General features: G+C 43.8%; 29 protein-coding genes. 9 read left to right on the top strand and 20 right to left on the bottom strand.

All coding sequences use genetic code 11. From position 1 onward, the window contains the following. The 7 genes from C0J08_RS02580 to C0J08_RS02550 form a co-directional block, all read right to left on the bottom strand. Positions 1 to 1,098, bottom strand: coding sequence for an ABC transporter permease (locus C0J08_RS02580; protein WP_212654579.1), 1,098 nt, complete (start codon positions 1,096 to 1,098; stop codon positions 1 to 3). Next, entirely contained in the window at positions 1,095 to 2,651 is a 1,557-nt protein-coding gene (locus C0J08_RS02575; protein WP_212654578.1) for an ABC transporter ATP-binding protein, read from the bottom strand. Before C0J08_RS02575 ends, C0J08_RS02580 begins: the two co-directional genes overlap by 4 nt. A 92-nt stretch (positions 2,652 to 2,743) precedes the next feature. Continuing rightward, on the bottom strand, positions 2,744 to 3,736 hold the full coding sequence (locus tag C0J08_RS02570) for a BMP family lipoprotein (protein ID WP_212654577.1): 993 nt from the start codon (positions 3,734 to 3,736) through the stop codon (positions 2,744 to 2,746). Positions 3,737 to 3,973: 237 nt separating this feature from the next. Next, positions 3,974 to 4,792 carry a bifunctional DNA-formamidopyrimidine glycosylase/DNA-(apurinic or apyrimidinic site) lyase gene (mutM, locus tag C0J08_RS02565; protein ID WP_212654576.1) on the bottom strand — a complete coding sequence of 273 codons (819 nt, stop codon included), beginning with the start codon at positions 4,790 to 4,792 and terminating at the stop codon, positions 3,974 to 3,976. A gap of 165 nt (positions 4,793 to 4,957) precedes the next feature. Continuing rightward, positions 4,958 to 5,128 (bottom strand): 50S ribosomal protein L33, encoded by a 171-nt coding sequence (rpmG, locus tag C0J08_RS02560; protein ID WP_011978459.1) that lies wholly within the window; start codon positions 5,126 to 5,128, stop codon positions 4,958 to 4,960. 11 nt (positions 5,129 to 5,139) lie between these two features. Further along, positions 5,140 to 5,376, bottom strand: coding sequence for a 50S ribosomal protein L28 (rpmB, locus tag C0J08_RS02555; RefSeq protein ID WP_063332439.1), 237 nt, complete (start codon positions 5,374 to 5,376; stop codon positions 5,140 to 5,142). A 267-nt stretch (positions 5,377 to 5,643) separates the two neighbouring features. Next, positions 5,644 to 6,558, bottom strand: coding sequence for a DMT family transporter (locus C0J08_RS02550; RefSeq protein WP_212654575.1), 915 nt, complete (start codon positions 6,556 to 6,558; stop codon positions 5,644 to 5,646). Positions 6,559 to 6,684: 126 nt separating this feature from the next. Between C0J08_RS02550 and C0J08_RS02545 the strand changes: the two genes are divergently transcribed. Continuing rightward, positions 6,685 to 7,152: an Lrp/AsnC family transcriptional regulator gene (locus C0J08_RS02545; protein WP_212654574.1), complete on the top strand. Its 468-nt coding sequence runs from the start codon at positions 6,685 to 6,687 to the stop codon at positions 7,150 to 7,152. Between the two features lie 187 nt (positions 7,153 to 7,339). Here the strand turns inward: C0J08_RS02545 and C0J08_RS02540 are convergent, their stop codons facing one another. Beyond that, positions 7,340 to 8,404: an alpha/beta hydrolase family protein gene (locus C0J08_RS02540; RefSeq protein WP_212654573.1), complete on the bottom strand. Its 1,065-nt coding sequence runs from the start codon at positions 8,402 to 8,404 to the stop codon at positions 7,340 to 7,342. Positions 8,405 to 8,528: 124 nt separating this feature from the next. Beyond that, positions 8,529 to 9,203 (bottom strand): RadC family protein, encoded by a 675-nt coding sequence (radC, locus tag C0J08_RS02535; protein WP_212654572.1) that lies wholly within the window; start codon positions 9,201 to 9,203, stop codon positions 8,529 to 8,531. A gap of 137 nt (positions 9,204 to 9,340) precedes the next feature. Between radC and coaBC the strand changes: the two genes are divergently transcribed. From coaBC to slmA, 4 genes are all read left to right on the top strand, one after another. Then, the gene (gene coaBC / locus C0J08_RS02530; RefSeq protein ID WP_212654571.1) at positions 9,341 to 10,564 is read left to right on the top strand and encodes a bifunctional phosphopantothenoylcysteine decarboxylase/phosphopantothenate--cysteine ligase CoaBC; all 1,224 of its coding nucleotides are present in this window, start codon (positions 9,341 to 9,343) and stop codon (positions 10,562 to 10,564) included. A gap of 38 nt (positions 10,565 to 10,602) precedes the next feature. Beyond that, the gene (dut, locus tag C0J08_RS02525) at positions 10,603 to 11,061 is read left to right on the top strand and encodes a dUTP diphosphatase (RefSeq protein ID WP_212654570.1); all 459 of its coding nucleotides are present in this window, start codon (positions 10,603 to 10,605) and stop codon (positions 11,059 to 11,061) included. Positions 11,062 to 11,348: 287 nt separating this feature from the next. Further along, positions 11,349 to 12,257, top strand: coding sequence for an acetylglutamate kinase (gene argB, locus C0J08_RS02520; protein WP_212654569.1), 909 nt, complete (start codon positions 11,349 to 11,351; stop codon positions 12,255 to 12,257). Positions 12,258 to 12,317: 60 nt separating this feature from the next. Beyond that, positions 12,318 to 12,911 (top strand): nucleoid occlusion factor SlmA, encoded by a 594-nt coding sequence (gene slmA, locus C0J08_RS02515; RefSeq protein WP_212654568.1) that lies wholly within the window; start codon positions 12,318 to 12,320, stop codon positions 12,909 to 12,911. Positions 12,912 to 12,957: 46 nt separating this feature from the next. Here the strand turns inward: slmA and pyrE are convergent, their stop codons facing one another. Next, positions 12,958 to 13,605, bottom strand: coding sequence for an orotate phosphoribosyltransferase (gene pyrE / locus C0J08_RS02510; protein WP_212654567.1), 648 nt, complete (start codon positions 13,603 to 13,605; stop codon positions 12,958 to 12,960). Between the two features lie 119 nt (positions 13,606 to 13,724). Here pyrE and C0J08_RS02505 point away from each other — a divergent pair, with 119 nt between their 5' ends. Continuing rightward, positions 13,725 to 14,501: an exodeoxyribonuclease III gene (locus tag C0J08_RS02505; protein ID WP_212654566.1), complete on the top strand. Its 777-nt coding sequence runs from the start codon at positions 13,725 to 13,727 to the stop codon at positions 14,499 to 14,501. 96 nt (positions 14,502 to 14,597) lie between these two features. Here the strand turns inward: C0J08_RS02505 and C0J08_RS02500 are convergent, their stop codons facing one another. Next, a complete protein-coding gene (locus C0J08_RS02500; protein ID WP_212654565.1) occupies positions 14,598 to 15,518 on the bottom strand; it encodes a D-hexose-6-phosphate mutarotase in 921 nt (306 codons plus the stop codon). Between the two features lie 227 nt (positions 15,519 to 15,745). Here C0J08_RS02500 and C0J08_RS02495 point away from each other — a divergent pair, with 227 nt between their 5' ends. Next, positions 15,746 to 16,228: an ATP-dependent zinc protease family protein gene (locus C0J08_RS02495; protein ID WP_212654564.1), complete on the top strand. Its 483-nt coding sequence runs from the start codon at positions 15,746 to 15,748 to the stop codon at positions 16,226 to 16,228. Positions 16,229 to 16,242: 14 nt separating this feature from the next. Here the strand turns inward: C0J08_RS02495 and C0J08_RS02490 are convergent, their stop codons facing one another. From C0J08_RS02490 to C0J08_RS02480, 3 genes are all read right to left on the bottom strand, one after another. After that, positions 16,243 to 17,205 carry a GGDEF domain-containing protein gene (locus C0J08_RS02490; protein ID WP_212654563.1) on the bottom strand — a complete coding sequence of 321 codons (963 nt, stop codon included), beginning with the start codon at positions 17,203 to 17,205 and terminating at the stop codon, positions 16,243 to 16,245. Between the two features lie 4 nt (positions 17,206 to 17,209). Continuing rightward, the gene (locus C0J08_RS02485; protein ID WP_212654562.1) at positions 17,210 to 18,229 is read right to left on the bottom strand and encodes a response regulator; all 1,020 of its coding nucleotides are present in this window, start codon (positions 18,227 to 18,229) and stop codon (positions 17,210 to 17,212) included. Between the two features lie 170 nt (positions 18,230 to 18,399). Next, on the bottom strand, positions 18,400 to 19,584 hold the full coding sequence (locus C0J08_RS02480) for a GAK system CofD-like protein (protein WP_212654561.1): 1,185 nt from the start codon (positions 19,582 to 19,584) through the stop codon (positions 18,400 to 18,402). Positions 19,585 to 19,763: 179 nt separating this feature from the next. Here C0J08_RS02480 and C0J08_RS02475 point away from each other — a divergent pair, with 179 nt between their 5' ends. After that, complete coding sequence (locus tag C0J08_RS02475) at positions 19,764 to 20,531, top strand: IclR family transcriptional regulator (protein ID WP_212654560.1); 768 nt, start codon at positions 19,764 to 19,766, stop codon at positions 20,529 to 20,531. Positions 20,532 to 20,560: 29 nt separating this feature from the next. Next, positions 20,561 to 21,481 carry a DUF808 domain-containing protein gene (locus C0J08_RS02470; protein WP_212654559.1) on the top strand — a complete coding sequence of 307 codons (921 nt, stop codon included), beginning with the start codon at positions 20,561 to 20,563 and terminating at the stop codon, positions 21,479 to 21,481. A 16-nt stretch (positions 21,482 to 21,497) separates the two neighbouring features. Here C0J08_RS02470 and C0J08_RS02465 read toward each other — a convergent pair whose 3' ends face one another. The 6 genes from C0J08_RS02465 to ugpA are packed head-to-tail and all read right to left on the bottom strand — an operon-like array spanning position 21,498 to position 26,679. After that, positions 21,498 to 22,307, bottom strand: coding sequence for an HAD family hydrolase (locus C0J08_RS02465; RefSeq protein WP_212654558.1), 810 nt, complete (start codon positions 22,305 to 22,307; stop codon positions 21,498 to 21,500). Positions 22,308 to 22,314: 7 nt separating this feature from the next. Continuing rightward, positions 22,315 to 23,073 carry a DeoR/GlpR family DNA-binding transcription regulator gene (locus C0J08_RS02460; RefSeq protein WP_212654557.1) on the bottom strand — a complete coding sequence of 253 codons (759 nt, stop codon included), beginning with the start codon at positions 23,071 to 23,073 and terminating at the stop codon, positions 22,315 to 22,317. 31 nt (positions 23,074 to 23,104) lie between these two features. Beyond that, on the bottom strand, positions 23,105 to 23,878 hold the full coding sequence (locus C0J08_RS02455; RefSeq protein WP_212654556.1) for a glycerophosphoryl diester phosphodiesterase: 774 nt from the start codon (positions 23,876 to 23,878) through the stop codon (positions 23,105 to 23,107). A gap of 7 nt (positions 23,879 to 23,885) precedes the next feature. Beyond that, the gene (locus tag C0J08_RS02450; RefSeq protein WP_212654555.1) at positions 23,886 to 24,953 is read right to left on the bottom strand and encodes a sn-glycerol-3-phosphate import ATP-binding protein UgpC; all 1,068 of its coding nucleotides are present in this window, start codon (positions 24,951 to 24,953) and stop codon (positions 23,886 to 23,888) included. A gap of 2 nt (positions 24,954 to 24,955) precedes the next feature. Then, positions 24,956 to 25,804, bottom strand: coding sequence for a sn-glycerol-3-phosphate ABC transporter permease UgpE (gene ugpE, locus C0J08_RS02445; protein ID WP_212654554.1), 849 nt, complete (start codon positions 25,802 to 25,804; stop codon positions 24,956 to 24,958). Then, positions 25,801 to 26,679, bottom strand: coding sequence for a sn-glycerol-3-phosphate ABC transporter permease UgpA (ugpA, locus tag C0J08_RS02440; RefSeq protein WP_212654553.1), 879 nt, complete (start codon positions 26,677 to 26,679; stop codon positions 25,801 to 25,803). Before ugpA ends, ugpE begins: the two co-directional genes overlap by 4 nt. Positions 26,680 to 26,761: the final 82 nt, after the last annotated feature.

Raw genomic sequence — 26,761 nt, 5'->3', positions numbered from 1 at the left:
CTACGCGACCGCTCTGCGAATAAAAAAGCCTTCGATACGATCTTTAAGCATATGCTCAAGCGCACCAGAGAACAAAATAACCAAACCTTGAATCACCACGACAATTTCAGGTGTAATCGTTGGAATTTCAAAAGCCAGCTCAGCACCGCCTTGATACAAGGCACCGAACAGCGTAGCCGCTAAGATAATACCAATTGGGTGATTACGCCCCATCAAAGCCACTGCGATACCAGCAAAACCATAGCCAGCAGTAAAGTTAAGCAATAGGTTATGGTTCACGCCCATGATTTCATTAAGACCAACAAAACCGGCCAAACCACCAGAAATCAACATCGCCCAAATCGTCACTTTCGCCGTATCAATACCCGCATAGCGTGCCGCTGTTGGGTTCGTACCTAGAGTACGCAGCTGATAGCCCCAACGGGTATGCCAAATCAATCCCCACACAAACACACAACATAACAAAGCCCAAATAAAAGCTAGGTTAAGTGGAGAATCACCGATATCGATACCAAGCGGAGAAAGCAGTTCATGCAAGTATGGAAGCCAAGCGTTTTCTTCAAAAGTTCGGCTGTTTGGCGCCATACGCCCATCTTCTTTTAACCAGTTTACGATCAGGTAAACCATTAACGAAGAGGCAATAAAGTTGAACATGATGGTAGTGATAACAATATGGCTACCACGACGAGCTTGTAGATACGCTGGAATATACGCCCATGCGGCACCAAAGATGGCCGAGCCAATTACAGCCAAAGGTGCGATCACGTAAAATGGCATCGTATGGTCCAAAGACAAACAGATCAAACCCACACCTAAACCGCCAATGTATGCCTGACCTTCACCACCGATATTGAATAATCCGCCTTTAAAAGCGACAGATACGGCCAACCCAGTGAAAATAAGGTTGGTGGCATAATAAAGCGTATAACCTATCCCTTCATCGTATCCAAATGCGCCGAAGATCAAATAGCCAGCCGCTTCAATCGGGTTCTCACCAATGGCCAGAATGACGAGTCCAGAAACAATAAACGCCAATGCAATATTGAGCATAGGAATGAGGGCGATATTCACCCAAGCAGGTACTTTTGCCTGACTCATGCGGATACCCCTTCTTGCTCTTCGTTATAGGCATTCGCCATCATCAAGCCTAAGGTTTGCTCATCAGCGTCTTTTGCATCAAGTTCGCCAACAACCGCACCATCAAACATCACAATAATGCGATCACTCAGTGCCATAATTTCATCCAATTCAACAGACACAAGTAAAATGGCTTTACCTGAATCTCTTAGTTTTACAATTTGTTCGTGAATGTTTTCAATTGCGCCAATATCAACGCCACGGGTAGGCTGGCCAATCAATAACACTTCTGGGTTTTGCTCAACTTCACGGGCAATAACGATTTTTTGCTGATTACCACCAGAAAAATTCGCCGTTTTTAGGTGAGGGTTTGGTGGACGTACGTCCCACGCGGCCATACGCTCGTTGCATTCATCAAGCATGGCTTTGCGGTTCATCAGGATTTTTCCGTTGTAATCCTGAGAATTATGGTAACCCAACACCGCCGCTTCATAGGCTTCGAAGCCTGTTACTAAGCCCATTTTATGGCGATCCTCAGGAACATGCGCCATTTTTAGATCGCGCATCTGCGCCGCATCTTTTGGGGCTGCCGATGTGATCACTTGTCCGGCGAAATGGATCTCTCCTTCGTCCATGGACGAGATACCTGAAAGGACATTTAACAATTCGCTCTGACCATTACCGGATACGCCTGCGATCCCTAGGATCTCACCGGCACGCAGCTCTAAACTGACATTCTTTAGACGCTTAACACCTTGGCTATCGAACTGAGACAAATTTTTCGCAGACAGTAAAACATCACTTGGCTTCGCTTCATCTTTATCGACAGTAAGACGGACTTTTTTGCCCACCATCAATTCCGCCAAATCTTCCTTACTGGTTTGAGTCGTTTCACGGTGAGCGACCATTTCACCTTGGCGCATCACTGATACATTATCAGTGGAAGCCATGATTTCACGCAACTTATGAGTAATTAACAAAACGGTAACGCCCTGATCTTTGAGCGCTTTTAGGATACGAAACAGATGGTCTGCTTCTTGTGGTGTCAATACACCTGTGGGCTCATCCAAGATAAGAATACGAGCACCGCGGTACAGCGCTTTTAGTATCTCAACACGCTGCTGTAAACCAACCGGTAGATCCTCTACGATTGCGTCTACATCAATATCTAAACTGTATTCATGAGCTAAACGTTGCAATTCTACACGTGCAGCGCCAATGCCTTTTTTCAGTACTGCACCACCTTCTGCACCTAAGATAACGTTCTCAAGAACACTAAAATTTTCTACCAGCATGAAATGCTGGTGTACCATACCTATGCCTGCATTAATCGCATCCTGAGAGCTACGAATTTCAACGCGTTTACCATCCACTTCAATATGCCCAGTATCGGCTTCATAAAAGCCATAAATGATACTCATCAAAGTAGATTTACCCGCGCCATTTTCACCAATAATACCGTGAATCGTGCCAGCCGGAACTTGTAAGCAAATGTCTTTATTGGCCTGAACCGCACCAAAACGTTTACTGATGTCTCGCAATTCAATTGCGTATGGCATTGTTTTATTCGTCATATCTAAAAGTAATTCATCTGCTTAAAATGGAACACACTAGAGCAAAAAAAACAGTTACCTATACAATATAGATAACTGTTTTATGATGTAACTTAGTAGTTACAAGTGTTGTCTGACATGTAATCGTGAACTTTAATGTCACCACTGACAATTTTTGCACGAATGTCTTTCATTTTCGCTTTCATGTCTTCGGTGATCAAGCTAGCGTTATTTTTATCCAGCGCCCAATCGATACCACCATCTGACAAACCAAGCACAACTAAACCTGATTTCCACTTACCAGCCGCAGCATCTTCGTAAGTCTTAAATGCCGCTTCATCAACACGTTTTACCATGGACGTTAACATAGTGCCCGGTTGGATGTGGTTTTGGTTAGAGTCAACACCGATAGCGTACTTGCCTTCGTCTTTAGCCGCTTGGTATACACCGATACCTGAACCGCCTGCCGCCGCGAAAACAACGTCAGCACCTTGTGAGAACTGGCTCTTAGCCAATTCGGAACCTTTTGTTGGGTCGTTAAAAGCTGCACCAGTAGAGCCAATCATATTTTGTAGCACTTTCGCATTTGGCGTTACGTATTTCGCGCCTTGCTCGTAGCCGCACCCAAACTTACGAACAAGAGGAATGTCCATACCACCAACAAAGCCCACTGTGTCAGTTTTAGACTTCATCGCTGCCAAAGCACCAACAAGGAACGAACCTTCTTGCTCTTTAAAAACAACTGACTGTACGTTTGGAAGGTCGATAACACCATCAATAGTTGTGAAGTTGATTTTAGGGAAATCTTTAGCGACTTTCTCAACAGCGGAAGTCATGTTAAAGCCAACTGTAACAATTGGAGAATAACCACGTTTAGCAAGACGACGAAGACCTTGTTCTACCTGAGCTTCGTTTTTCGGTTCAAATTCACGAACTTGAACGCCCGTCTCATCTGTGTATTTTTTTACGCCATTCGCCACGCCTTCGTTAAAAGATTTGTCGAATTTACCCGCTTGGTCATACACCACCGCTGGCCCTGACGCAGCGTGAGCTATGGTTGATGAGATAGCAAGCGCTGTAACAGATGCAAGAAAGACAGCTTTCATTCCAATTCCTCTTAATATATGTAATGTAATCTAGGCATTATAAACCTTGCCTAACTGGTCAAAAATAAACCGATTAGCAGAATACCGCAATGTAATCTGCACATTTTAAGCAACATTTTTACTCATATCACTGATAAAAAAACTTTTTCATCAATGGCGATGTCGTTAACTCTTTCATTCACAGTAATAAATAGCAATTCTTATGCCGCCATTCTCATGTGGAAAATAAAGTGCCAATCATGATTGGCACTTTGTGCAGAAAACCGTACTTCTCTGAGCTTGACGGATTTCTTTTAGTGGTGTTTGACAAACGATACAGGCTTTGTCGGCTCGACCATAAACAGCAAGCTCTTGCTTAAAGTAACCAGGCTTACCATCACCGCCAACAAAATCTTTTAGCGTTGTCCCGCCCTGTTTAATGGCAGCCGCGAGCACCACTTTAATGCACTCAACTAAGCGAGCTAAACGCACTTTACTAATCTTACCCGCTAAACGATCAGGACGAATACCTGCCTTAAATAAGGCTTCATTTGCATAAATATTTCCGACACCCACTACCACCTTACTGTCCATGATAAATGTCTTAATCGGGACTTTTCGACCCTTCGCTCTGGCATACAGCATATCGGCATTAAAAAGCTCAGAGAGCGGCTCCGGCCCTAAGTGTTTGATAAGCTCATGCTCGTTCCAATCTTCCTTTGTCCACAAAATGGCGCCAAAACGGCGTGGATCAGTATACCTTAGCCATACATCATCGTCGGCAAAGCAAAAATCCACGTGATCATGAAATAAAGGTGGCGTATCGGCTGGCACGAAATACAAACTCCCCGACATACCAAGGTGAATAATTAAGGTACCTTTTGCAGTATGAATACCAATGTATTTACCTCGACGAGAAAGATGGGTGATTTTCTCTCCGACTACTTCCGAACTTAATTCTGGTGTGATTAACCAACGCAACTTAGGCTGTCGAATATCGACTCGAGCAAGTGTACGCCCAACTAGTTTAGGTTCGATACCACGCAATGTGGTTTCCACTTCTGGTAATTCAGGCATGGTTGACCTCAATGATAGCTAAATACACCCAGGCAAGACTGAGTAAACGAAAAAAAGCACAGCAACAAGTTGCTAACGAAAATTTTGACCAAATGAACAAGGTGTTTCTATTAGATACAAAAAAACCGACTCACTGAGTCGGTTCCTTTTGACAAAGACCGAAAATTATTTAATTTTCGCTTCTTTATACATAACGTGCTTACGTACAACTGGATCAAACTTTTTCATTTCAAGTTTGTCAGGAGTATTTCGCTTGTTCTTGTCAGTTGTGTAAAAGTGACCAGTACCAGCAGAAGATACCATGCGAATTAAATCGCGAGCGCCTTTAGAAGCCATGATTCAGATCCTTATACTTTTTCGCCGTTGGCACGAATTTCAGCAAGAACTGATTCAATACCTTTTTTATCGATAATACGCATACCTTTAGAAGATACACGTAAACGGATGTAGCGGTTTTCACCTTCGACCCAAAAACGGTGCCAGTGAAGGTTAGGAAGAAAACGACGCTTAGTACGGCGTTTTGAGTGAGAAACGTTGTTACCTGTAACAGGACGCTTCCCAGTAACTTGACATACGCGAGACATAATTAAATACCTTTTGCTATCCAGAAAGATTATTGGAAGTGTTTCACTTCCTCAGGCGGAGCATGATTCCTTATGAATCAAAAAAATCCCATACCGAGGATATAGCGGCGCGCATTTTCCCATAACCCTGACCATTGAGCAATTCTTTTGTTAAAAAAATGATCAACAGCCACACTTCAATAAAAACCTAGTGATGCACCTTATCTAAACGAGCGCCAACCTCATTCGGAGCATCCCTATAATTCCCTAAAAGAAATTCACCAATAACTAGACTCCAGCAGGCAGCCTTTTCTTATAAGAAAGCTGAATTAGCCCCAGAGCAAACAACATCCCTAAAACGACACACGCAATACCTGCGACTTCCACCCAAGTCACCACTTCATTTAAGATCATGACACCCAAGCAAAGCGCAAAAGGAGGAACCAGAGCAGCAAATACAGAACCTTTTGCGGCACCCAATAAAGAAACACTTTTCGAATAACTATACAGGGCAAAAATAGCCACCAATACTCCTTGAAAGGTCCCATGCATCAAAAGTGTAGGAACCGAAAGATTGGTAAACAAAGAGTCGTGGTTAAAAGCGTATAATGGTAAACACACTATTCCAGAGACGACAGAAACCATTGACGTCGCTAGCCAAGCACTAAGCTGCCAATATTTACAACATAAAGTAAAACTGGCCCACAAGACACCACAACCAACAAACATCAAATCCCCTATAAAAACCTGCGGACTCATACTGTTAAGGCTGTTCCAACCAACGAACAATACCCCAAGCACAACCACAAACACTCCAGCCAGCCGTTGACGAGACAAGGTCTCAGACAGAAAACACACACTGCCTAAGGTCGATACAACCAACATACAACTGGGAGCAATAATGCCAAAATGAGCACTTGACGAAAGTGAAATACCTTTCATTGCCAACAAGACATAAGGCATACCCGCACCAATAGACAACGCGACACCTTTGGTAAAAAATATTCGCCAAGATACAGAGTGATAAAATAAAACGGGTAATAATATCAAACCGGAAATGCCAAACCGTAAAATAGAAATTTCAACAGAGGTAACGCTCTGAATTTGAGCCAATTTCGATATAACAGGCCAACTGCCCCAAATTAGAGATGCAATTAACCCCATACCAATCCCCAAAAAAACATCTTTATCCTTAACCAGCATCTATCTACTCCCCATTATTTGGCTTTTCTCTATTTTAGTAGCACACTTAGAACGGTTCGCAGAAAAACGGCCATTTAAACGCCGATTAACTGCGTATATTTTTATTTTTTGGGGATTTTATGCGCCATGGATTCTTTTGATTACCAACTATTAAAACTAATGCAATCCAATGCCCGAAGAACAACAGAAGAAATAGGTCAACTTATTGGTTTGTCGGCGACCGCCGTGCAAAGAAGATTAAAAACATTGAGACAGTCAGGAGTCATAGAAAAAGAAATTGCGGTACTAAGCCCGGTTGAATTAGACGGTCATATATTAGTCATTGTTGAAGTCGTCTTAATACAAGGTGGCAGTTCGGTAATAAATAACTTCAAACAAAAAACCCTAAACTACCCTGAAGTACAACAATGTTATTATGTTGCCGGAGACAATGACTTTATTTTAGTGATCGCCGCAAAGAGCATGCAACGATACGATATCATTACCCAAGAGCTATTTTTGGACGACAAAACCATACTCAAGTTCCATTCCAATGTGGTAATGGGAAATGTCAAAGTGAGCTTAGAAGTACCATTACCCTCAAGCTCACGTTGACTGACTAAGTTTTTCTATTAAGAGCTTTCTCCACCAAGGAAAGCGGCGAGCCATCACCAACAATAAAGTGGTCTGGCAGTCGTATATCAATACAATAGCCGTTTGATTTTGCTTGCAATGCTGATATCAATCTAACCTGACTCAGTAAACAGCATCGTCTTTTATAAAAACCGTCAATACTGCTCTTTTATTTCAGCGTTTGCAGCAAAGAGGTTTCGATCAAACTCTCAAGTTCTGCATGAATATCTGAGCGAGCACGGGTTCCACCATCCTCACAAAGGGGGTCGATTTCTCCTATCTTCTTTAAAAAAGCCTTAGCGCTATTTTGACATTCAGGTAGAAAGCTAAAATGCACGGCATCATTCACATTTACTATTGTTCCTTGAGGTGCCTCTTTAGCAAGAGTCTTGGCAGCCACTGAGACAGGTACAGTCTCTGGACGACCCAAATTAATAAACGTCATAGGAATATGGATATCTTCTAAACTCTGCTTGTTAAAAGCCATTGCAACAGAAGGGTCTACAAGCACTGCCGATTTTATACGTACATCTCGGTTTGACTGCTCAAACAAGGCTCGATCAACCTGTCTTAAATCAAAAGCATCCACCTTCACTGGTCGTCCATCAATATAGGCTTGACCAGAAGCAAACCAATGACAATCCGCCATTGTTGGAAATTTTTCACAATAATGCACATAGTCATCAAGGTCGGCTCTTGCCCCGGCTATTTCCATTGCCGCCGCCCCTCCTAATGAAAAACCAATAACGCCAATGCGATTCACATCAACATACTCATGCCACTTGTTATCTGAAGTAAGGAAACTTATTAATGTCGAAAGATCATGAGTACGCTCCCACAACTTGGGCGTATCTTCGGGAGTGGAATCGCCTGTCGTTGTCCTTGGATGATTGGGGCCAGCGACAATAAACCCTGCTTTTGCGAGACTTGTTGCCAGCCACGCCATACTTTGAATGTTAGACCCAGAGCCATGAGATAGAACAACAAGCGGATGACTTCCTTTAGTAGGTAAAGCGTTTTCAATAGCAGACACCCCTTTAAAAATTTGAGTGTTACCGACTTGAATCCGCTGTCCATTTTTATCACTTGGATACCAGACAGTTATCGCTAAATTTTTCCCTCTTAATGATGAAAATACGTCAAAATTTTGCACGCCAACATAATCATCAGCCCAAGCAAAAGATCCTCCAAACAACAACATCAACCCACTAAAAAAAATAGTTCGAACTTTCATATCAGCCTCTCTGTCTAGACAATGGAAGCTAAAATATTAAGTACGATATAGTTAAAGAGCGCCCTAGATCACGATCTAGGACGCTCTTAGCATTCTCTATTTTGAAAACCTAAATTAATCAAACCTATAAAAGCCCTCTCTCTGCGAGAGATACAGGCGAGCCATCTCCAACAACAAAATGGTCCAGCAACCTCACATCAACGAGATCAAGAGCCCGTTTGATTCTTTCTGTAATGCTGATATCAGCCTGACTCGGCTCGGCCACGCCGCTAGGATGATTGTGGGCGAGAATCACCGCGGCAGCGTTGAATTGCAAAGCGGCTTTAACCACCTCACGAGGGTAAACAGCCGCGGCATCGATGGTGCCCATAAAAAGTTCTTGGTAGCGGATCAACCTGTGTTGTGTGTCTAGAAACAACACGGCAAACACTTCACGCTGTGAATGTCTTAACTGTGAAGAAAGATAGGTTCGGACTTGCTCAGCACTGCTAAAGACAGTTTCGCGCATCAACTGCTCCTGCAAATGCCGCTTCGACATTTCCAAGACAGCCTGTAGCTGAGTGTATTTTGCATCCCCCAACCCAAAGCCTTGGCAAAACTCCTCTCTCGTGGCAGACATTAAAGCGCGCAAACCGCCAAATTGAGACAATACTTGCCGAGCCAGCTCAACAGCACTCATTCCTTGGGTTCCGGTACGAAGAAAAATGGCTAAAAGTTCAGAGTCACTTAAGGCGTCAGCGCCTTGGTGAATTAGTTTCTCACGTGGCCTTTCCTGCTCAGGCCAATGCTTAATACTCATGATCTACTCCTTGATACATGATAATCTTGCTCATATTTAGACATGCAAATAGCAAAGCGGTGATGTAAAACAACCGCAAAAGGCTTCCCGCCTTATTTGTAACCTTATCTATCACAAATCGAATTGAGAAGTTTTTTATGTCAAATCTCGTTCAAAAACGCATTTTATTAGGCATTACAGGCGGCATCGCAGCCTATAAAAGCATCGAGTTAATTCGTTTATTGACCAAGGCTGGTGCTGAGGTGCAAGTCGTATTAACCGACGGTGCAAAAGCTTTTGTGACCGAGATGACACTGCAAGCCATTTCGGGCCACCCAGTACGTAGCACATTATTAGACCCAAATGCAGAAGCGGGAATGGGACATATTGAACTCGCTAAGTGGGCCGATTTAATTGTCATAGCGCCAGCTTCCGCCGATTTCATGGCACGCTACGCTCAAGGCATGGCTAACGACTTATTAACCACTTTGTGTTTAGCCACCGAATCCCCCGTCTTACTCGCGCCAGCCATGAACCAAGCCATGTGGCGACACCCGGCCACTCAAGCCAATGCCGCCCTTCTTACTGAACGAGGTGTTTTGAGCATTGGCCCTGCCGATGGCGCGCAGGCTTGTGGTGATATTGGCCCTGGGCGAATGAGTGAGCCGAGCGATATTTTCAACGCCATATCGACTCACTTTGAAGACACATCCATCGCACAAGACTTAACTGGACAACACTGGGTGATTACCGCAGGTCCAACCATGGAAGCCATCGACCCTGTTCGCTTTATCAGCAATCACAGTTCTGGAAAAATGGGCTATGCCCTAGCTACGGCGGCATTAGCACGCGGAGCAAAAGTCACTTTAGTTAGCGGCCCAGTACAGCTCACACCACCAGATGGTGCCAATGTTATTGCCGTGAAAAGCGCTGATGAGATGCTAGCCGCATGCAAGCAAAGCATGCAACCACAAGCCGATGTGTTCATTGGTGCTGCCGCCGTGGCTGACTTTAAAATGAAGATCGCCAGTGAACAAAAGATGAAAAAGCAGGCTGATACAGAAGAGCTAACACTCACCTTGGTCAAAAACCCAGACATCATCGCCACACTTGCCCAGCAAAAGCTTGCCAAATCCATTGTTGGTTTTGCAGCAGAAACACAAAATGTCATCGAATACGCGAAAAGCAAACTCGAGCGTAAGGGACTAGACATGATCATTGCCAACGATGTCTCACGTGCCGATATTGGCTTTAATCAAGACGAAAACCAAGTCACTGTGATTACTCACAACAAGACCTGGTCGCCAGACAAAGCCGCAAAAAGCGAGTTAGCCAGCCAGCTCGTTGAATGTATTCAGCAACACATTCAATCACCGTCTTAACACGATTTACTTATATTAAGAGAAAAAGAGAAATAGCTATGAAACAAGCGATTCAATTAAAGATCCTGAGCGATAAAATCGGCAAAGAAATTCCACTCCCGACCTATGCAACAGAAGGTTCTGCTGGATTAGATTTACGCGCCTGCCTTGACCAAGCCATCGACCTAGCTCCGGGCGAAACGACCCTACTGCCAACGGGCCTGTCTATTTATATTCAAGACCCAAATCTAGCGGCTACAATTTTGCCTCGCTCAGGTTTAGGACATAAGCACGGTATAGTGTTAGGTAATTTAGTGGGACTTATCGATTCTGATTACCAAGGTGAGCTCATGGTGTCTTGCTGGAATCGTGGACAAACCACCTTCACTATCGAACCCGGCGAGCGCGTTGCTCAGTTGGTCTTATTACCGGTTGTTCAAGCGGAATTTGATATCGTTACCGAATTCGAAAGTACAGAACGTGGCGCAGGTGGCTTTGGTCACACAGGCACAAAATAAGTACCGGCTGCTCAAAAAAGATGAGAATATTTCATCTTTTTTGAGCGACTTACAACATTCATTCACTCATCTCACCTAGTAAAAAAGAAATTAACTTTCATAAGTCAAAACTTCGTAAGTTTCATACAAATTTATATAGTTAATCCGCTAATATCACGTTATCATTTTAACCATAAGTGGTTGCTTACACTCGTTGTCAGCCTTGACTGTCATCAAGTTGCCACAATTATAAAAAATTTTTATCATTTTCTATGCGAACCATTTTTGTTAACAGGAGTATGTAAAACGTGGCTTTTTCTCGTGAGTCTGCTTTAGATGTTGCCAAGGTTTTAAGTGAGTCTCTGCCTTACATTCAACGCTTTGCCGGTAAAACACTGGTTATTAAATACGGCGGCAATGCCATGACAGACGAAATGCTACAAGCTGGGTTTGCACGAGATATCGTTTTAATGAAAGCCATTGGCATAAACCCCATCGTTGTGCATGGTGGAGGGCCACAAATTGGCGACATGCTGACGAAACTAAACATAGAGTCTAAATTCATAAATGGTATGCGTGTCACAGACACTGCCACCATGGATGTGGTTGAGATGGTGCTGGGTGGTCAAGTAAACAAAGAAATTGTTAACTTGATTTGTAAAGCAGGTGGCAAAGCCATTGGCATTACAGGTAAAGACAGTCGCTTTATTAAAGCAAAAAAGCTGTTTGTAAAACACCAAGCTGAAGGCATGACTTCACCAGAGCAAGTAGACATTGGCCATGTTGGCGAAGTCGCTAGCATTGATACAAGCTTCTTAAAATTTTTTGAGAGCAGCGATATGATTCCAGTCATCGCACCGATTGGTGTCGATGATGAAGGTCACTCTTATAATATCAACGCAGACCTCGTAGCGGGTAAAGTGGCTGAAGCGGTAGGTGCTGAGAAACTCATGCTGCTAACCAACATTTCTGGCGTACAGGATAAACAAGGCAATGTACTGACGGGCTTGAGTACGGCGCAAGTGGACACCTTAATCGCCGACGGCACCATTTACGGCGGCATGTTACCTAAAATTAGCTGTGCACTTTCCGCTGTTAATTCAGGTGTAACAAGTGCTCACATCATTGACGGTCGAGTACCACACGCGACCTTATTGGAAATATTCACTGATACCGGTGTTGGTACACTAATATCAAATACCAAAGTAAGTGAATAAAGTATTCGCGTTTGTTGATAGCCTACACTAACAACTATGGTAAAAAACTGGGTAAGAACAATGAGCAACAAAAAAAACGATCGCCGAACACAAATACTGCAAGCACTAGCTCAAATGCTAGAGACGAGTCCTGGCGCACGCATCACGACGGCATCACTAGCAAAGCAAGTTGGCGTATCTGAAGCCGCGTTGTATCGCCATTTTCCCAGTAAAGCGAAGATGTTTGAAGGCTTAATTGAATTTATCGAAGAAAGCCTTTTCACTCGAATAAACCGTATTGTTCAAGATGAAAGTAGTGCTCTTACTCGCATCGAGATGATTGTCACACTGATATTAGGTTTTGCAGAACAAAACCCAGGTATGTGTCGATTACTTACCGCTGATGCCTTAGCAGGTGAGACAGAGCGCTTACGTGTTCGTATTACACAAGTATTTGACCGTATTGAAACTCAGTTAAAACAAATCATTCGTGAAGCAGATTTAAAACAAGGTTTGCGACCAGCAATGGGGGTTGCACCTTGTGCGAATTTTTTGATTGCGATTGTTGAAGGAAAAATACGCCATTACGTTCGTAGTGAGTTTAAAGTGAAGCCAATGGAAATTTGGCAGGAACAATGGACAGTATTGGCACAAAACTTGATGCTAAATCGCTAAGGATTGAAGCAAACCTCAAACCTTAGCGTATTTGGTGTTATTAGCATTAAATACCGTACTTAAGACGATAGGCTTTAACGGCATCAAGATGTTTAGCAAATTCAGGGGAATCCTGTTCTGCCAAATAGGTCATGATGTCATTTAAAGATACGATGCTAATAACCGGCATACCGAAGTCTCGTTCGACTTCTTGGATGGCTGATAGCTCGCCTTGACCTTTCTCTTGACGGTCTAGCGCGATCAATACACCAGCAGGAGTTGCATTAGCTTCTTGAATAATAGACATTACTTCTCTAATGGCCGTTCCAGCGGTGATAACGTCGTCAATAATCATGACGTTACCAGCTAAAGGAGCCCCCACAAGAGAACCACCTTCACCGTGAGTTTTTGCTTCTTTACGGTTGAAAACGTATGGTGTGTCTACATTATGATTGTCATAAAGAGCAACAGCTGTCGTTGTCGCCAACGGAATGCCTTTGTAGGCTGGACCAAATAGGACATCAAATGGAACATTAGCTTCCATTAGTGAGGTAGCGTAAAACCGTCCTAATTTTGCTAACGCTTGACCTGAACTAAATAGGCCAGCATTAAAAAAATAAGGGCTTACGCGACCCGATTTAAGCGTAAATTCGCCGAAGCGCAATACATTTTGCTCAATCGCGAATTCGATAAAGTCTCTTTGGTAAGGTTTCATGCCAACTCCAGAAAGATGATAAATTGTAAACAACACAGCGTCGCCAAGATCGAGCGAAGCCATGCCAACATTGGATAGGCGCTAATATAACACACGGCTAGGAATTGTAGGGACCAGAAATGAAGGTCATCAGCCTTAATGTAAACGGTATAAGACAAGCAGCAGACCGCGGCTTTTTTGAATGGATGGTTCGTCAGGACCCAGATGTTGTATGTCTGCAAGATATACAGGCCGACGAACGCACGCTAAATGATAGTGTGTTTTTCCCACCTGGGTATAACACGTACTTCTTTGACTCTCTGGAGAACCCTGAACAAGCAGGGGTTGCCATTTATTGTAAAACCATGCCCAAAGCCATTATGACAGGCATGGGATTCCCAGAGTGCGACTTTGAAGGCCGCTTTATTCAAGCAGACTTCGATAAAGTGAGCATAGGTGCCTTTTTAACACCTCATGGATCAAACCATGAAGAGGCACTGCAAGACCACAAATACCGTTTTATGGAAGGGTTTAAAAATCATTTAATTAAAACCCGTCGCAAACGCCGAGAATTTATTTTCTGTGGTACCGCCAATGTCGCTCGCTCTCCTATCGATGTGAGCAGCTGGTTTGTCAATCAACGTAACTCAGGCTTCTTGCCAGAAGAACGTAAATGGATAAACGAGATTTTCAATGAAATGGAATACATTGATGCATTCCGCCAAGTGAATAAGCAAGACAAGCAATATACTTGGTGGCCTGACTATGAACGTGCTTGGAAACTAGATGAAGGCGGTCGTTTAGATTACCAAATTACGACTCCTGGCATCAAAAACTTGATTCAAGGTGGCACTATTTATAAAGGCCAGCGTTTTTCAGATCATGCTCCATTGATCATGGAATACAATATTGATTAAGTCTTTCTTCTTTTCATAAAGTTTTCGTTAAATGGTCAACAAACATCCCGCTGGAATATTCCAACGGGATGTTTGTTGACCAAACTATCTGTTTGATTATTCATCCACTAGAGACTTACATTTCACTTTTAATTTAAGCTGATGGATTTCACCTGGTGGAATATTGTAAGCATCACTAAGCGCATTAGCCGCTTCAACACAAACAAAACGTCGATAGTCCTCGTCTTCCATATCAGTACGTTGCTTTGCCAGTTCCGCACCTGGATTCCATAATACAGTGCTATTGCTACCTTCTGTGCTAATCACTAAACGTCTGTTTAACCCGACATCTCGTATTTCACATTTTTCTGGAGCTGATGTATACACTCTATCCATTAACTCACAAGGAGTCACTACACCTTGCTGCAACTGACGATTGCCATTATCGAACTTATCCACATAACTGACCTGATCCAACCCATGAATCTCAGCCAATCGATTGTCCGATACATTAAAATAAGTGTGAAGCGCTTCGCTAATTGGCATCGCTTTTTCAGATAGGTTTGCTGCCGAAAAGTTCACACGAAAGCCTTTATTTGAGAAACGAAAAACTTGGCGTAATTCAAAGGCAAATGACCACATTTCTTCAATCAAAGGATGATCTTCAGAAGCGAGACGGATGACTATTTTTACATCACCATTTTTAAAACGTCCTGCTTCAATCAACTCCCATCGAAAATAACGCGCCAAACCATGTGCAGGAAAGTCTGCATGCATTTCATGTGCGCCAAACCAAGGCCAACATACAGGTACACCAAAATGACGACGTCCAAAACGCCCTTCTCCACCTTGGTTTGTAGACTGAAATAACAAATCCTCTTGACCAGAAGGAATAAAGCTTTCCAAATGTCCGCCCCAAAGTGCAATCACTGCACTAAAGCCCGGTTGCTCGATAATGATCTCATCGCACTTTCTTAAGCTTGCTGGGCGTATTTCACCACCCAACTCTTCCAACTCTTGCATCAATCGGCCATTCATCTACAACTCCAATAAAGTATTTTTGTACGCTCATATTAACTTCACATAAGATGATTACAATAGCTGAAATTAATACTGACAATTCAGGAAAGCAGTTAACCTTGCTATGCATCAATAAAGGCTTAACCTAGACGTATTTTTAGGCTATAAATCACCTCTATCGGAAAGCAGGTTTTCACCACAAATAGCGCATTCCGTTTTTTTATATAAAAGGTGTCATATTGTTTATGAATCAGAAAAACGAAGCCAAAATGATCATTGGTAGTGATGAATGGTGTGCCTTTCCATCTCTCAATATTCCCGCTATCAAAGCCAGAGTGGACTCTGGAGCCAAAACATCTTCAATACACGCCATTAATATTGTACGTTTTTCTCGCGATGATGAACATTGGGTGCGTTTTGAAGTTCATCCTCTCCAAAAAAATCGTAAAGTAACCGTGAATTGCGAAGCGCAACTGATAGACCAGCGTATTATAAAAAGCTCAAGTGGCGACAAAGAAAGTCGACCTGTTATTCGCGTGCCGCTGTCTCTTGGCGAGAAAACATGGGAAGTCGAAGTTACACTGACTAACCGAGATAGTATGGGTTATAGAATGCTATTAGGACGTGAAGCAATGAAAGGACGAGTTCTTATCGACCCTGAAGGGTTATGCCTACAGGGTGATAAGACAGAAGATAACTTAGCCGCATTGTTCTTACCGGCGAATTAAAGAACGATATGATGCTAACTTTTAGAAGCGACAACAGACTGGTTTCTGCCATTTTCTTTGGCTTTATATAAAGCCTCATCGGCTACTTTAAGCCAATTGCATGCGCTTTTACATTGGCTATGAACTTCAGCAATACCGAAACTCATAGTAACTGAGATTTCTACACTGGCTGTTTTAATTTTCAAATCGGCGACTTTCTTTCGCACCGACTCACAGAAAAATAGCGCCCCAGCAGCATCCGTATTAGGTAAGAAAATAATAAACTCCTCACCGCCATACCGCCCGACAAAATCTGTTTTGCGAATACTTAATGAAAGTACTTTAGATACCTCTTGCAAAACCAAATCACCAACCGGATGGCCATACTGATCATTTACTTTTTTAAAGTAATCAATATCCGCCATCACCAAAGAATAAGAGCCGCCATCACGTGTAAATTGCTCAAATGCACTTGTCAGTTTTTTATCCACACTGCCGCGATTAGGTAAATGCGTCAATGAGTCCATTTTACTAAGAAAATCCAACTTGCTATTGGCATTGGATAAAGATTCTTTGTTAGTAGCGACATCTGTTACATCATAAATCACCATACAAACATACTTTACCGAACCATCAGCATTGGTAATGGGACGTAAGGCGACATTCTGAAACATTTTATCAGCCATCCCAGTAATTGGGCGATATCCCTTAAAAGGAAAAAGATGCGGCCGCTGCTCCCAAGAAATAAAAATCGACGTTCGTAGAGCAATTACATTATCTAACTTTCGCTCTAGCCAGTTGCTGTTGATATCGGGAAAAACGCTAAAAAGAGACTGTTCTTTAGCAATAGAAGAACTGACACCACTGTGGTTTTCCATAAAACTATTCCACAGTTTAATTTCATATTTCTCGTTAAGTACTACTAAGCCTACATCGATATGTTGAAGCATATCGAATAGCCAGTGCAGTTCCATCATATCTTCTGCGTTACTGCTCATTTATCTATTCTTCCTCAACCAAATAGGACAGCAAGTTCTCTAGCATGGATACAGAGTCTTCTGTAAACAACATCATCAAATCACAACTGATTTGATAGTTTTCCACTTCATAAACAATTTCAACGGATAGTGTGCGCTTCCATTTGGCCTTTTTGGCATTGACCAAATCAGAGACTTTGGCATGTTGTGCCAAAAGGACGGGGTGACTATGACTAAAGTCGATATTCAATTGTTTGCCAAACGCATCAATAAATGGTCCGACTAACACAGAAGACACATCCATTAAAAGTTCAACTTCTACGATACCATCAATTTCTTCCGTCACATTAAGCAATTTGGCCATGTCAGGAAAACTGGAATCACTAAAAATCAACAAGGTTTCAAAAGCAACTCCGGAACCGACAAAACCTTGAGACACGGCGGAACAACTGTCTTCTTTAACACTGTACTCTAAAGCCATTTGCAATTCGCCCACTTCCAAGACATTCACTCTTGGCACTGGCAATTTAACAAACACATTCAGCATCTCAGCTAATACACTTGCGGCACGCCCCATGGCTATGTTCGATACTTCTTGCAAGCAATCATTGAAGGTAAATTGCTCTGCTGCAGTAGGTTGCTCGACAACCATTTTTTGCTGTTCTTCATCTTCTCCCGCCGAAAAGAGATTCAAAGAAATCAGTAAGCTACGTAACTCTTCGGCAGATGCGGGCTTTTTATGAAAAGCAACAGCCCCCATCTCTTTTACACGTTGAATAGCCTTTGGTTGAACATCGCCAGATACAACAATAACGTCGGGAGACTGATCAAAATTTTGCAAAGCTTCAAGAGTTTCATAACCATCTTTTACCGGCATATTCAAATCTAAGAATAAAATGTCGAACGTCGAAGAAGACAAAATATCTAAAGCTTCTTGGCCATCTTCAGCAAACTCAACTTCCACATCCCAGTCAGTCGGTAAGATTCTAGCCAGTTGCTTACGAGCAATCGTTGAATCATCACAAATCAGTACTCTTGTACTCATTACCACTCTCTTTTTGATCAGTGCCACATGCCATATACTATGACACTTAAGACATTGTTTTTAAAAATACAAAAATGTTACGTCACGTAACCAGAATTAATCTTAGCTATGTTTCTTCATACCCAATTTAAAGGTAGCACAAAGTTTTTTGCTACCTTATCGCTGTAAATTCAAACAAACGATAGCAAGGCTCTAGCAACAAGGTGCTCATCATATTTGTATGGTTTATCGCCAATCAAGGGAGTTCTAATGACAGCAACATTTAAACGCCCCAAAAGCTCGCGGTCCAGCTCACCATAATTGTATGAATCATCGAGCAACAAATAATCTAACGCTGAAAATGGTTGAGTACCATCAGTATCGGCCATTACTTTAGAAACTAAACGTTTTACTTGCTCCATTAACGATAAACCTAGTTGCTCAGGGTCAACCCCTAAGTTTGGTAAATACACTTTAGGATTAGGGTTTTGACAAATTGACCGCCCAACTCCCTCTGGTAAAAGATTGGCCAATAAGCTGCTGTAAAAACTACCAGGTGGATAACAAATTAAATCTGCTGTTTCTATGGCGTCTTTACGATCATCTGCAATATGGCAATTGGTCGGTATGATCTTACTCAGTCCCTTATTAAGCCACATACGCTTAATAGGGCTTGCCAAGGCATCGGTTTCTTTACCTGTAATCAAATGTTGACCTAGAACCGTATCGCCGTTATCAAGCTCTACACCTAAATGCAGGCTAGCGTCTAAAGTGGTTTTCACTTCCCCTAACGCTTTAACTAATCGCGAGAATAAAAACACAATGGGATCTAGCTGCTGCTGATTATTTAGATAACCACCAGCCATAATCAGATTACCAATACTAGCGCCGCGCAAATCAAACTCATCATGAATACGCTCTTGAGTCACCGCCAGTTGGGTCTGAATCAACGCTTTCATGGGATTAGGAATACTTTCAATAAGCGGATGTTCGCCCAAAACCAATAACTGTAACTGCTCTTTTAGTTCTAACGCCTCCGCTTGTTGAGGAAGTCGATGCGTAAACAATTCATAAACTTCAGGCTGCCCCATCACGGTTTCATCCGCTAAAGCCATCAAGCGACTACGCAGGTCTCCTACAGCTGGAATATCAAATTCAGCACGCAAGCGTGCCGAACTGCCACCGGAATCAAAAGGCGTCACTAGATGTACAGAGTGATGTGTGTACTCTTTAAACACTCGACTTATTTTATTCAGCGCAGAGCCGCCACTAAAAAACAACACTTTCGGGCCTTGCTCTGGCAAGCTCTGATAGCGATGAACACGGACGAGATCAGGCATAATCATGCGACGCCAAATACGCATAGAGCTTGTCATACAAATCCTCATCAAGGGTAAACTAAGACAACAATACAGCTATAGTAACAAATCAAAAAATAAAGCGTTGTGACAATACATTTAAACAAAGGGATATTATCTTCCCTACAACGCAAATGCTAAAATGCGGCTTAAAAAAGCACTCTCAACAATAGCACGTATTACGAATAGGAAACGCCATGGAAACCAAAACCTCGGGGTCATCCCTTAGCAAAGCGTTAAATATGCTGAATCACGTTTGCACCTCTCCTGTGCCATTACGTTTTGCGGAGCTAGTTGAGCTGTCTGAACTGCCTAAAGCCACCGCTCATCGACAACTCAACACCTTACTGGAACATGGCTTAGTTCGCTTTGATGAACACAAACAAGCCTATTATCCAGGTTATGGTTTACTCGCTCTTGCTCACCGCACTTGGGCCAATTTAGACATCCGTGATGTGGCCGCGACGCCAATGCGAGATTTATGGTCAAGCACCCAGGAAACCATTCACCTTGCTGTTTTAGATGGCGCCGACGTTATTTATATCGACAAGCTAGAAAGTCCAAAAAGCCTGCGTTTGTATTCCGCCGTTGGCAAAAAAGGTCCCGTTTATTGCACTGGTGTGGGCAAAGCCATACTGGCCTTTCTACCGCAAGAAAAGCAGCAGCCCATTATCGAAGCGCAATCATTTTTTCGCCATACCGAACATACATTAGACACAGCCGAAGCGCTCAAAGCCGACCTTGAGCTTATTCGAGAAACGGGCATTTCGCTCGATTTAGAAGAACATGAACTGGGTATAAAATGTGTCGCGGCACCCATCTTTAACTCACGACATGAAGCCGTGGCCGCCATCAGCGTTACAGCCCCTGCTTTTCGTACTGCCGACGACGTTTATGAAGAGATGAAAATACAAGTCAAACAAGCCGCAGAGACAATATCCAAGCGATTAGGCGACTGCGAATAATAAGAAATTATCTTTTAGGGAAATCGATCATGGCAATGACAGGTTTATTAGCACTTCTGGATGACATCACCACACTATTAGACGATGTTGCCGTTTTTTCTAAAATAGCCGCCAAAAAAACCGCTGGCGTACTGGGAGATGACCTTGCTTTGAACGCAGAGCAAGTGTCTGGTGTAAAAGCAGATCGAGAGTTACCCGTGGTCTGGGCCGTAGCAAAAGGCTCTTTTATCAATAAATTGATCCTAGTGCCCCTTGCTCTCGCCATCAGCGCTTTTATACCTTGGCTGATTCAACCTCTCCTAATGGCCGGGGGGTTGTATTTATGTTTCGAAGGGGCCGAAAAAGTTCTTCACGCTTTTAGCGATAATCACGAAGAAAAAGAAGCGTTACGCAAGAACGTCAAACAAGCCACATCAGCCAAAGAGCTCGTTGCGCTAGAAAAAAGAAAAGTAAAAGGTGCCATTCGGACCGACTTCGTCTTATCTGCTGAGATTATTGTTATTGCCCTTGGCACGGTAACCGGACAAACCTTATTAACCCAAGCCATCGTTGTCAGCTTAATCGCTTTTCTTGTGACCGTCGGCGTGTATTTCTTAGTGGGTTTAATCGTACGACTTGATGATATTGGCTTGTACCTAACTCAATCCAAAACCACACTGATTAAACAGCTTGGGCGTTTCATCTTAAGAGGTGCCCCAATACTGATTAGACTGTTAACCATTGTCGGCACCATTGCGATGTTTTTGGTTGGCGGTGGTATTTTTGTGCATGGTTTACCCGCTTTACACCACGTCGCGGATATAGCGGTCTCTGGTGACATAGCTCAACTGCCGCTTATGACAAGCTTGATCAATACAGGAATCAGCTTTTCCGTTGGCTTCATTCTCGGCTGTGCTGCGGTGGGCGTGGCGTCTCTTTTCGAAAAAATGAAAGGCAATAGACAGAAGTAAGCGGTCAAACCACGGCCTACGATTGTCTTGAGGAAAGAATCACCCCAGTCAGCTCAGCAAAACCCAAACCACCCGGCTGCATCGTCTGATATCTAGGGCGGTGCTGCATATTTTGCAAATGCTGAGCGATATTCGCCACACCGACACTCAATGGAAAACGTGCAAACATACTCTCATCATTAGGCGCATCACCAACATACAACACTTGCTTTTGTTGCTGCGCCTCACTCAATCCATACACCTCACTTAACACACGCTGGGCCATGGAAAACTTATCGTAACCTTCAGAACACACATTAATGTGTATCGAACTCGCTTTGGCATTCAGCCCCATTTTACTCAGAGCCGCCAAACAAGCGTCTTTATCCGCAACCGCTGCCGGTTTTACATCTTGTGCATAATCTATCGCGACATCCGTTAGACGATAAGCCTGATCTCTCGCTAAACGTAAACGCGGGAATTGTATTAATACTGGATTAACCTGAGTCAATATTCTCGCCTGTTCTGCACGCATTTCCGATTCATCTCGCCAAAAAGAATACGTCAGATGACGATCTGCCATTCTGCGAATAAAGCAGGCTCCTCCTTCGGTGATCACGCCATCCACGGGCAGTGTTCTGGCCATCATGTCTGACCAGCCTGCACAGCCGCCAGTGACCGGAATCACCTTGATCCCATCGGCCTCCAGTTGCACTAGAGCCTGTAATGTTTCTACCGGTAATCGCCCTTCCCATGTCAGCGTGTCATCGAAGTCCGTCAAAATAAAACGCACACCTTGGCAATCAGTGTGTTTCAAAGCAGAAAGAGGTAAAGCAGAAATCGACATAGTCGTCCTAAGAACAGAGTTGAATTTGAACACCATGAGAAGCAAGCAGCTGTGTTTGCGACGCGCTTAGACTATCGGTAAATAGCCAATCTATCGTAGGAAAAGGCTGCACTCGTGCCATGGCTTTTCGCCCCCATTTATGCTGATCCGCCACCAGCAAGCTGTAGCGACTTTGTTCGATCAAAACACGACTCACCGCCGCTTCTTCAGGGTCAAAATCCAATATACCCTGCTTTTCATCCATGCCACCACAACCTAAAACACCATAATCAAAATAATACTGGCGCAACCCTGATAAAGTGTCTTCACCCACTAAGTCATGATGTTGATGACGCAATTTTCCAGCCAACACACGTACGCGTACCTCTGGATAATTACCTAAAATGGTCGCCACGGTTAGATTGTTAGTGAACACCTGTAAATCACGATGAAACACCAGTGCTTTGGCAACATACTCCACTGTGGTACCAATACCTAAAAACACGGAGGCACCACTTGGAATAGTTTGAGCAACCTTAGCCGCAATTGCCTCCTTGGCATCGCTGTTTAAAAACTGACGATGGTCAAAAGGCAAATTTTCCGTACTGGAAACGGGAGCAATTCCTCCATGAGTACGACGAACAAGGTGTCGCTCGGCCAACTGATTAATGTCTTTACGAATGGTTTGTGATGACACATTAAAACGCGCCACCATGTCTTCCACCAATAACACGTCTTCTTGTTGTACCCAGTTTAGTATCTGGTTTTGTCGCTCATTCAAACCCACAAAACAACCCTAATAAAATAATTAAAAAAAGCTAAGCCGATAAAAAAGCAAACTTGGTTGGGTCGTCGGTAATCACGGCATCCATTCCCCAGTCCCAATGCGCAGCCACTTTTTCAGGATCATTAGCGGTATAACATAACAACTTGTAACCTGCGGCTTTTACCGCCCGCGCTTGGCTTTCGCTCAAGCGTGAGTAATCACAATTCAAACTGTACGCTTTAATAGCAGCAAGCTGCTCTTGCCAATTATCTGGAATATCTTCATACAAAGGCGCAAGATGGCGTTGTGGATCTATCTCATAACACAGCTCTAACGCAGCGAAATTGAAACTGGAAATCATGAGCATATTATTGTCTTGCCAGTGGTCGCGCAGCATTGCCATGACCGCAGGAACAATGTTTTCCACATCCACACCGTCGTGTTTAATCTCAAGGTTCAACCCCAAGTTTAACGATTGAATACATTCCAGTGCGTCCAACAAAGTGGGGACTTTTTCTCCCGCGAACGCCTCTGAGAACCAAGAGCCAGCGTCCAGTTGCGCAACCTCGATAGGATGAGCGTCACGAGTCAGCCCCGCCCCATTAGTACAGCGGTCCAGCGTGTCATCATGAAAAATGACCAACCCGCCTTCGGCAATTAAATACACATCAATTTCAACCCAGGTCGCCCCCACTTCGGCAGCGGCACGGATAGAAGCGAGTGTATTTTCAGGCGCTAACAATGCCGCACCACGATGCCCCATTACCTTGGTATCAAGGACTTTGTCTTTCACGATATAACCGGTTGCCACGCTGTCGTTTTCCATATCGACCTCACAATCGTTGTTGAGTATTTGCGTCAAATAAATGCCACTGAGACACAGGTGCCGTTAACCACATAAGGCTATTCACATCGGGTAAATGAGGGCCTGACAAACGCACCACCAAAGGCTCACCTTGGCCAGACTCCGTCTCTATTTTACCGTGAATGAGCGTCTCTGCTCCTAGGGATTCTACCGCTTGAATACGCAAAGCGAAATCGGCATTTTGCTCTTCACACACTTCTAAATGCTCTGGACGAATCCCCCAGACAATAGCACCTCGATGCTGATGAGTGTGAGGCAAAGTCAGTGTCTCAGAGATCTTAACGCCCTGCTCCGTCAGATTGGCATTGATCAAGTTCATTGATGGAGAACCAATAAACGCCGCCACAAATGGCGTAGCAGGTTTATTGTATAAATCCATTGGCGTACCGATTTGCTCGGCCTTACCTTTATTCAATACCACCAAACGATCCGCCAACGTCATGGCTTCCACCTGATCATGGGTAACATACAAGGTCGTCGTGCCTAACTTGCGCTGTAACTGACGAATCTCAACACGCATCTGCACACGCAATTTTGCGTCTAAATTCGACAAAGGTTCATCAAACAAAAATACCTTGGGGTCACGCACCATAGCACGTCCCATGGCAACTCGCTGACGCTGCCCGCCGGATAACTGCCGCGGCTTACGCTGTAGCAGTTCAGTTAAGCCCAGCATTTGCGCTACATCACTGACTTTCTCTGCAATCTGGTCCTTTGGCATACCGCGATTTTTCAAGCCATAAGCCATGTTGTCGTACACAGACATATGCGGATACAAGGCATAATTCTGAAACACCATAGCAATATCACGCTCGGCAGGCTCTTTATCATTCATACGCTCACCACGAATGCGTAGCTCACCAGTGGAGATGCTTTCCAGCCCTGCAACCATGCGCAACAAAGTCGATTTACCACAACCAGACGGCCCAACTAGAACAATAAATTCGCCCTCTTCAATGGATAAATCCACGCTGGGAATGGCTTGATAACCGTTTGGGTAAGTCTTACCTACTTTTTCTAAAATTACGTCCGTCATTACTACTTCTCCGAATCCACTAAGCCTTTAACAAACAGCTTCTGCATGCCAATGACCACGGCAACGGGCGGCAACATTGCCAATAAGGTGGTCGCCATAATTTGGTTCCATGCGATATCGCCATCCGTCACCGACAGCATGCGCTTAATACTCATCACCAAGGTGTAATACGCGTCATCAGTAGTGATCAACAAAGGCCATAAATATTGGTTCCAACCATAAATAAACAAAATCACAAACAATGCCGCGATATTGGTTCTCGACAAAGGCAACAGAATGTCAAAAAAGAAACGCCAAGGCCCAGCGCCATCCATTCTTGCTGCTTCCACCAATTCTCCAGGAACACTCAAGAAGCACTGACGAAACAAAAAAGTCGCCGTCGCACTGGCGATCAATGGCAGAGTTAGCCCCGTGTAGCTGTTAAGCAGATCCAGATTCGCCACCACCTCGTAAGTCGGCACAATCCGCACCTCAACAGGCAACATCAAGGTCATGAAAATGATCCAGAAACACAGGTTACGAAACGGAAAGCGAAAGAACACAATCGCATAAGCCGACAACAAAGAAATGGCGATTTTACCGAACGTAATCCCCAATGCCATGATCAAAGAGTTCAGCATCATAAACCAGACTGGGGTATCCACGCCGTTACCGGCTTTTTCAAATAACACGGTTCCCCAAGTTTGTGCACCCGCATCGCCAAACCATAAAGGAATATGCCCGACACCAAAGGCCGAAGCGGGATGAGTCGAGGCCACCAGCGCCATCCAAACAGGCAACGCCACCAAAGCAATCCCTATCATTAACGTGGCATGACTCGCAAAAGTTAACCAAGGTCGATTTTCGATCATGAGTACTGCACCTTACGCTCAATAAAACGAAACTGAATCACCGTCATCAGACCGACAATCGCCATCAATACAACCGATTGGGCGGCCGATCCCCCCAGATCCAAGCCGACAAAACCATCATCAAATACTTTATAAACCAAGGTAGTTGTACTTTGCCCTGGGCCACCTTTGGTGGTCGCATCGATCACCCCGAAGGTTTCGAAGAAGGCGTACACCAAATTCACCACTAACAAGAAAAACGTTGTTGGCGATAATAACGGAAAGACAATTGTCCAAAAGCGCTTGAAGGGACTTGCACCATCAATGGCCGCCGCTTCAATGAGCGAACGAGGCACCGCTTGCAAACCGGCAAGAAAGAATAAGAAGTTATAACTGATTTGCTTCCAAGTAGAAGCAATCACCACCAATATCATGGCTTGGTTGCCATTCAAATAATGGTTCCAGTCCACACCAGCAGACTTAAGCCACAGGGCAATCGGTCCCATGCTGGGGTCAAAAAGAATCCACCATAAAACACCCGCCAAAGCAGGCGCGACCGCATAGGGCCAAATTAATAAGGTTTGATAGGCCAGCTTGGCACGAATAACGCGATCGGCCATCACCGCCAATAATAAAGCCAACGACATCCCGACAATGGCAACAGAAAAACTGAACACCAAGGTAGTCAAAATAGACTGGTAATATAAAGGGTCGGTAAAGAGATCTATAAAATTTTCTAAGCCAACAAATTCTCGGCTCAAACCAAAAGCATCTTCCTGAAAAAATGCTTGTTCTAACGCTTGTTCTGCAGGCCATAGAAAGAAAATCGCTGTAATCAATAATTGCGGTAACAGCAATAACCAAGGCAGGCCTTTTTGGGGAAAAGTAACCGTCATCAGACCATCCAAAAAAAGAACGACAAATAAAAAAGAAACCGATTTAACGCATAAAAAAGCGCCCTTATTCAACATAAGGGCA

Origin of the sequence: Marinomonas sp. CT5 (genome assembly GCF_018336975.1) — a bacterium.
Taxonomy (GTDB): domain Bacteria; phylum Pseudomonadota; class Gammaproteobacteria; order Pseudomonadales; family Marinomonadaceae; genus Marinomonas.
This window is presented reverse-complemented; position numbering and strand designations above follow the sequence as displayed.

Bases quoted from the DNA above. Each gene is read 5' to 3' on its own strand.
- C0J08_RS02505 (WP_212654566.1), top strand. From the start codon at position 13,725: ATGAAGGTCATCAGCCTTAATGTAAACGGTATAAGACAAGCAGCAGAC.
- C0J08_RS02500 (WP_212654565.1), bottom strand. From the start codon at position 15,518: ATGAATGGCCGATTGATGCAAGAGTTGGAAGAGTTGGGTGGTGAAATA.
- pyrE (WP_212654567.1), bottom strand. From the start codon at position 13,605: ATGAAACCTTACCAAAGAGACTTTATCGAATTCGCGATTGAGCAAAAT.
- C0J08_RS02475 (WP_212654560.1), top strand. From the start codon at position 19,764: ATGGAAACCAAAACCTCGGGGTCATCCCTTAGCAAAGCGTTAAATATG.
- dut (WP_212654570.1), top strand. From the start codon at position 10,603: ATGAAACAAGCGATTCAATTAAAGATCCTGAGCGATAAAATCGGCAAA.
- C0J08_RS02450 (WP_212654555.1), bottom strand. From the start codon at position 24,953: ATGACGGACGTAATTTTAGAAAAAGTAGGTAAGACTTACCCAAACGGT.
- C0J08_RS02480 (WP_212654561.1), bottom strand. From the start codon at position 19,584: ATGACAAGCTCTATGCGTATTTGGCGTCGCATGATTATGCCTGATCTC.
- C0J08_RS02540 (WP_212654573.1), bottom strand. From the start codon at position 8,404: ATGAAAGTTCGAACTATTTTTTTTAGTGGGTTGATGTTGTTGTTTGGA.
- rpmB (WP_063332439.1), bottom strand. From the start codon at position 5,376: ATGTCTCGCGTATGTCAAGTTACTGGGAAGCGTCCTGTTACAGGTAAC.
- C0J08_RS02495 (WP_212654564.1), top strand. From the start codon at position 15,746: ATGAATCAGAAAAACGAAGCCAAAATGATCATTGGTAGTGATGAATGG.
- rpmG (WP_011978459.1), bottom strand. From the start codon at position 5,128: ATGGCTTCTAAAGGCGCTCGCGATTTAATTCGCATGGTATCTTCTGCT.
- C0J08_RS02575 (WP_212654578.1), bottom strand. From the start codon at position 2,651: ATGACGAATAAAACAATGCCATACGCAATTGAATTGCGAGACATCAGT.
- mutM (WP_212654576.1), bottom strand. From the start codon at position 4,792: ATGCCTGAATTACCAGAAGTGGAAACCACATTGCGTGGTATCGAACCT.
- C0J08_RS02580 (WP_212654579.1), bottom strand. From the start codon at position 1,098: ATGAGTCAGGCAAAAGTACCTGCTTGGGTGAATATCGCCCTCATTCCT.
- C0J08_RS02465 (WP_212654558.1), bottom strand. From the start codon at position 22,307: ATGTCGATTTCTGCTTTACCTCTTTCTGCTTTGAAACACACTGATTGC.
- C0J08_RS02470 (WP_212654559.1), top strand. From the start codon at position 20,561: ATGGCAATGACAGGTTTATTAGCACTTCTGGATGACATCACCACACTA.
- coaBC (WP_212654571.1), top strand. From the start codon at position 9,341: ATGTCAAATCTCGTTCAAAAACGCATTTTATTAGGCATTACAGGCGGC.
- C0J08_RS02485 (WP_212654562.1), bottom strand. From the start codon at position 18,229: ATGAGTACAAGAGTACTGATTTGTGATGATTCAACGATTGCTCGTAAG.
- ugpA (WP_212654553.1), bottom strand. From the start codon at position 26,679: ATGACGGTTACTTTTCCCCAAAAAGGCCTGCCTTGGTTATTGCTGTTA.
- radC (WP_212654572.1), bottom strand. From the start codon at position 9,203: ATGAGTATTAAGCATTGGCCTGAGCAGGAAAGGCCACGTGAGAAACTA.
- C0J08_RS02550 (WP_212654575.1), bottom strand. From the start codon at position 6,558: ATGCTGGTTAAGGATAAAGATGTTTTTTTGGGGATTGGTATGGGGTTA.
- C0J08_RS02455 (WP_212654556.1), bottom strand. From the start codon at position 23,878: ATGGAAAACGACAGCGTGGCAACCGGTTATATCGTGAAAGACAAAGTC.
- C0J08_RS02490 (WP_212654563.1), bottom strand. From the start codon at position 17,205: ATGAGCAGTAACGCAGAAGATATGATGGAACTGCACTGGCTATTCGAT.
- ugpE (WP_212654554.1), bottom strand. From the start codon at position 25,804: ATGATCGAAAATCGACCTTGGTTAACTTTTGCGAGTCATGCCACGTTA.
- C0J08_RS02545 (WP_212654574.1), top strand. From the start codon at position 6,685: ATGGATTCTTTTGATTACCAACTATTAAAACTAATGCAATCCAATGCC.
- slmA (WP_212654568.1), top strand. From the start codon at position 12,318: ATGAGCAACAAAAAAAACGATCGCCGAACACAAATACTGCAAGCACTA.
- C0J08_RS02570 (WP_212654577.1), bottom strand. From the start codon at position 3,736: ATGAAAGCTGTCTTTCTTGCATCTGTTACAGCGCTTGCTATCTCATCA.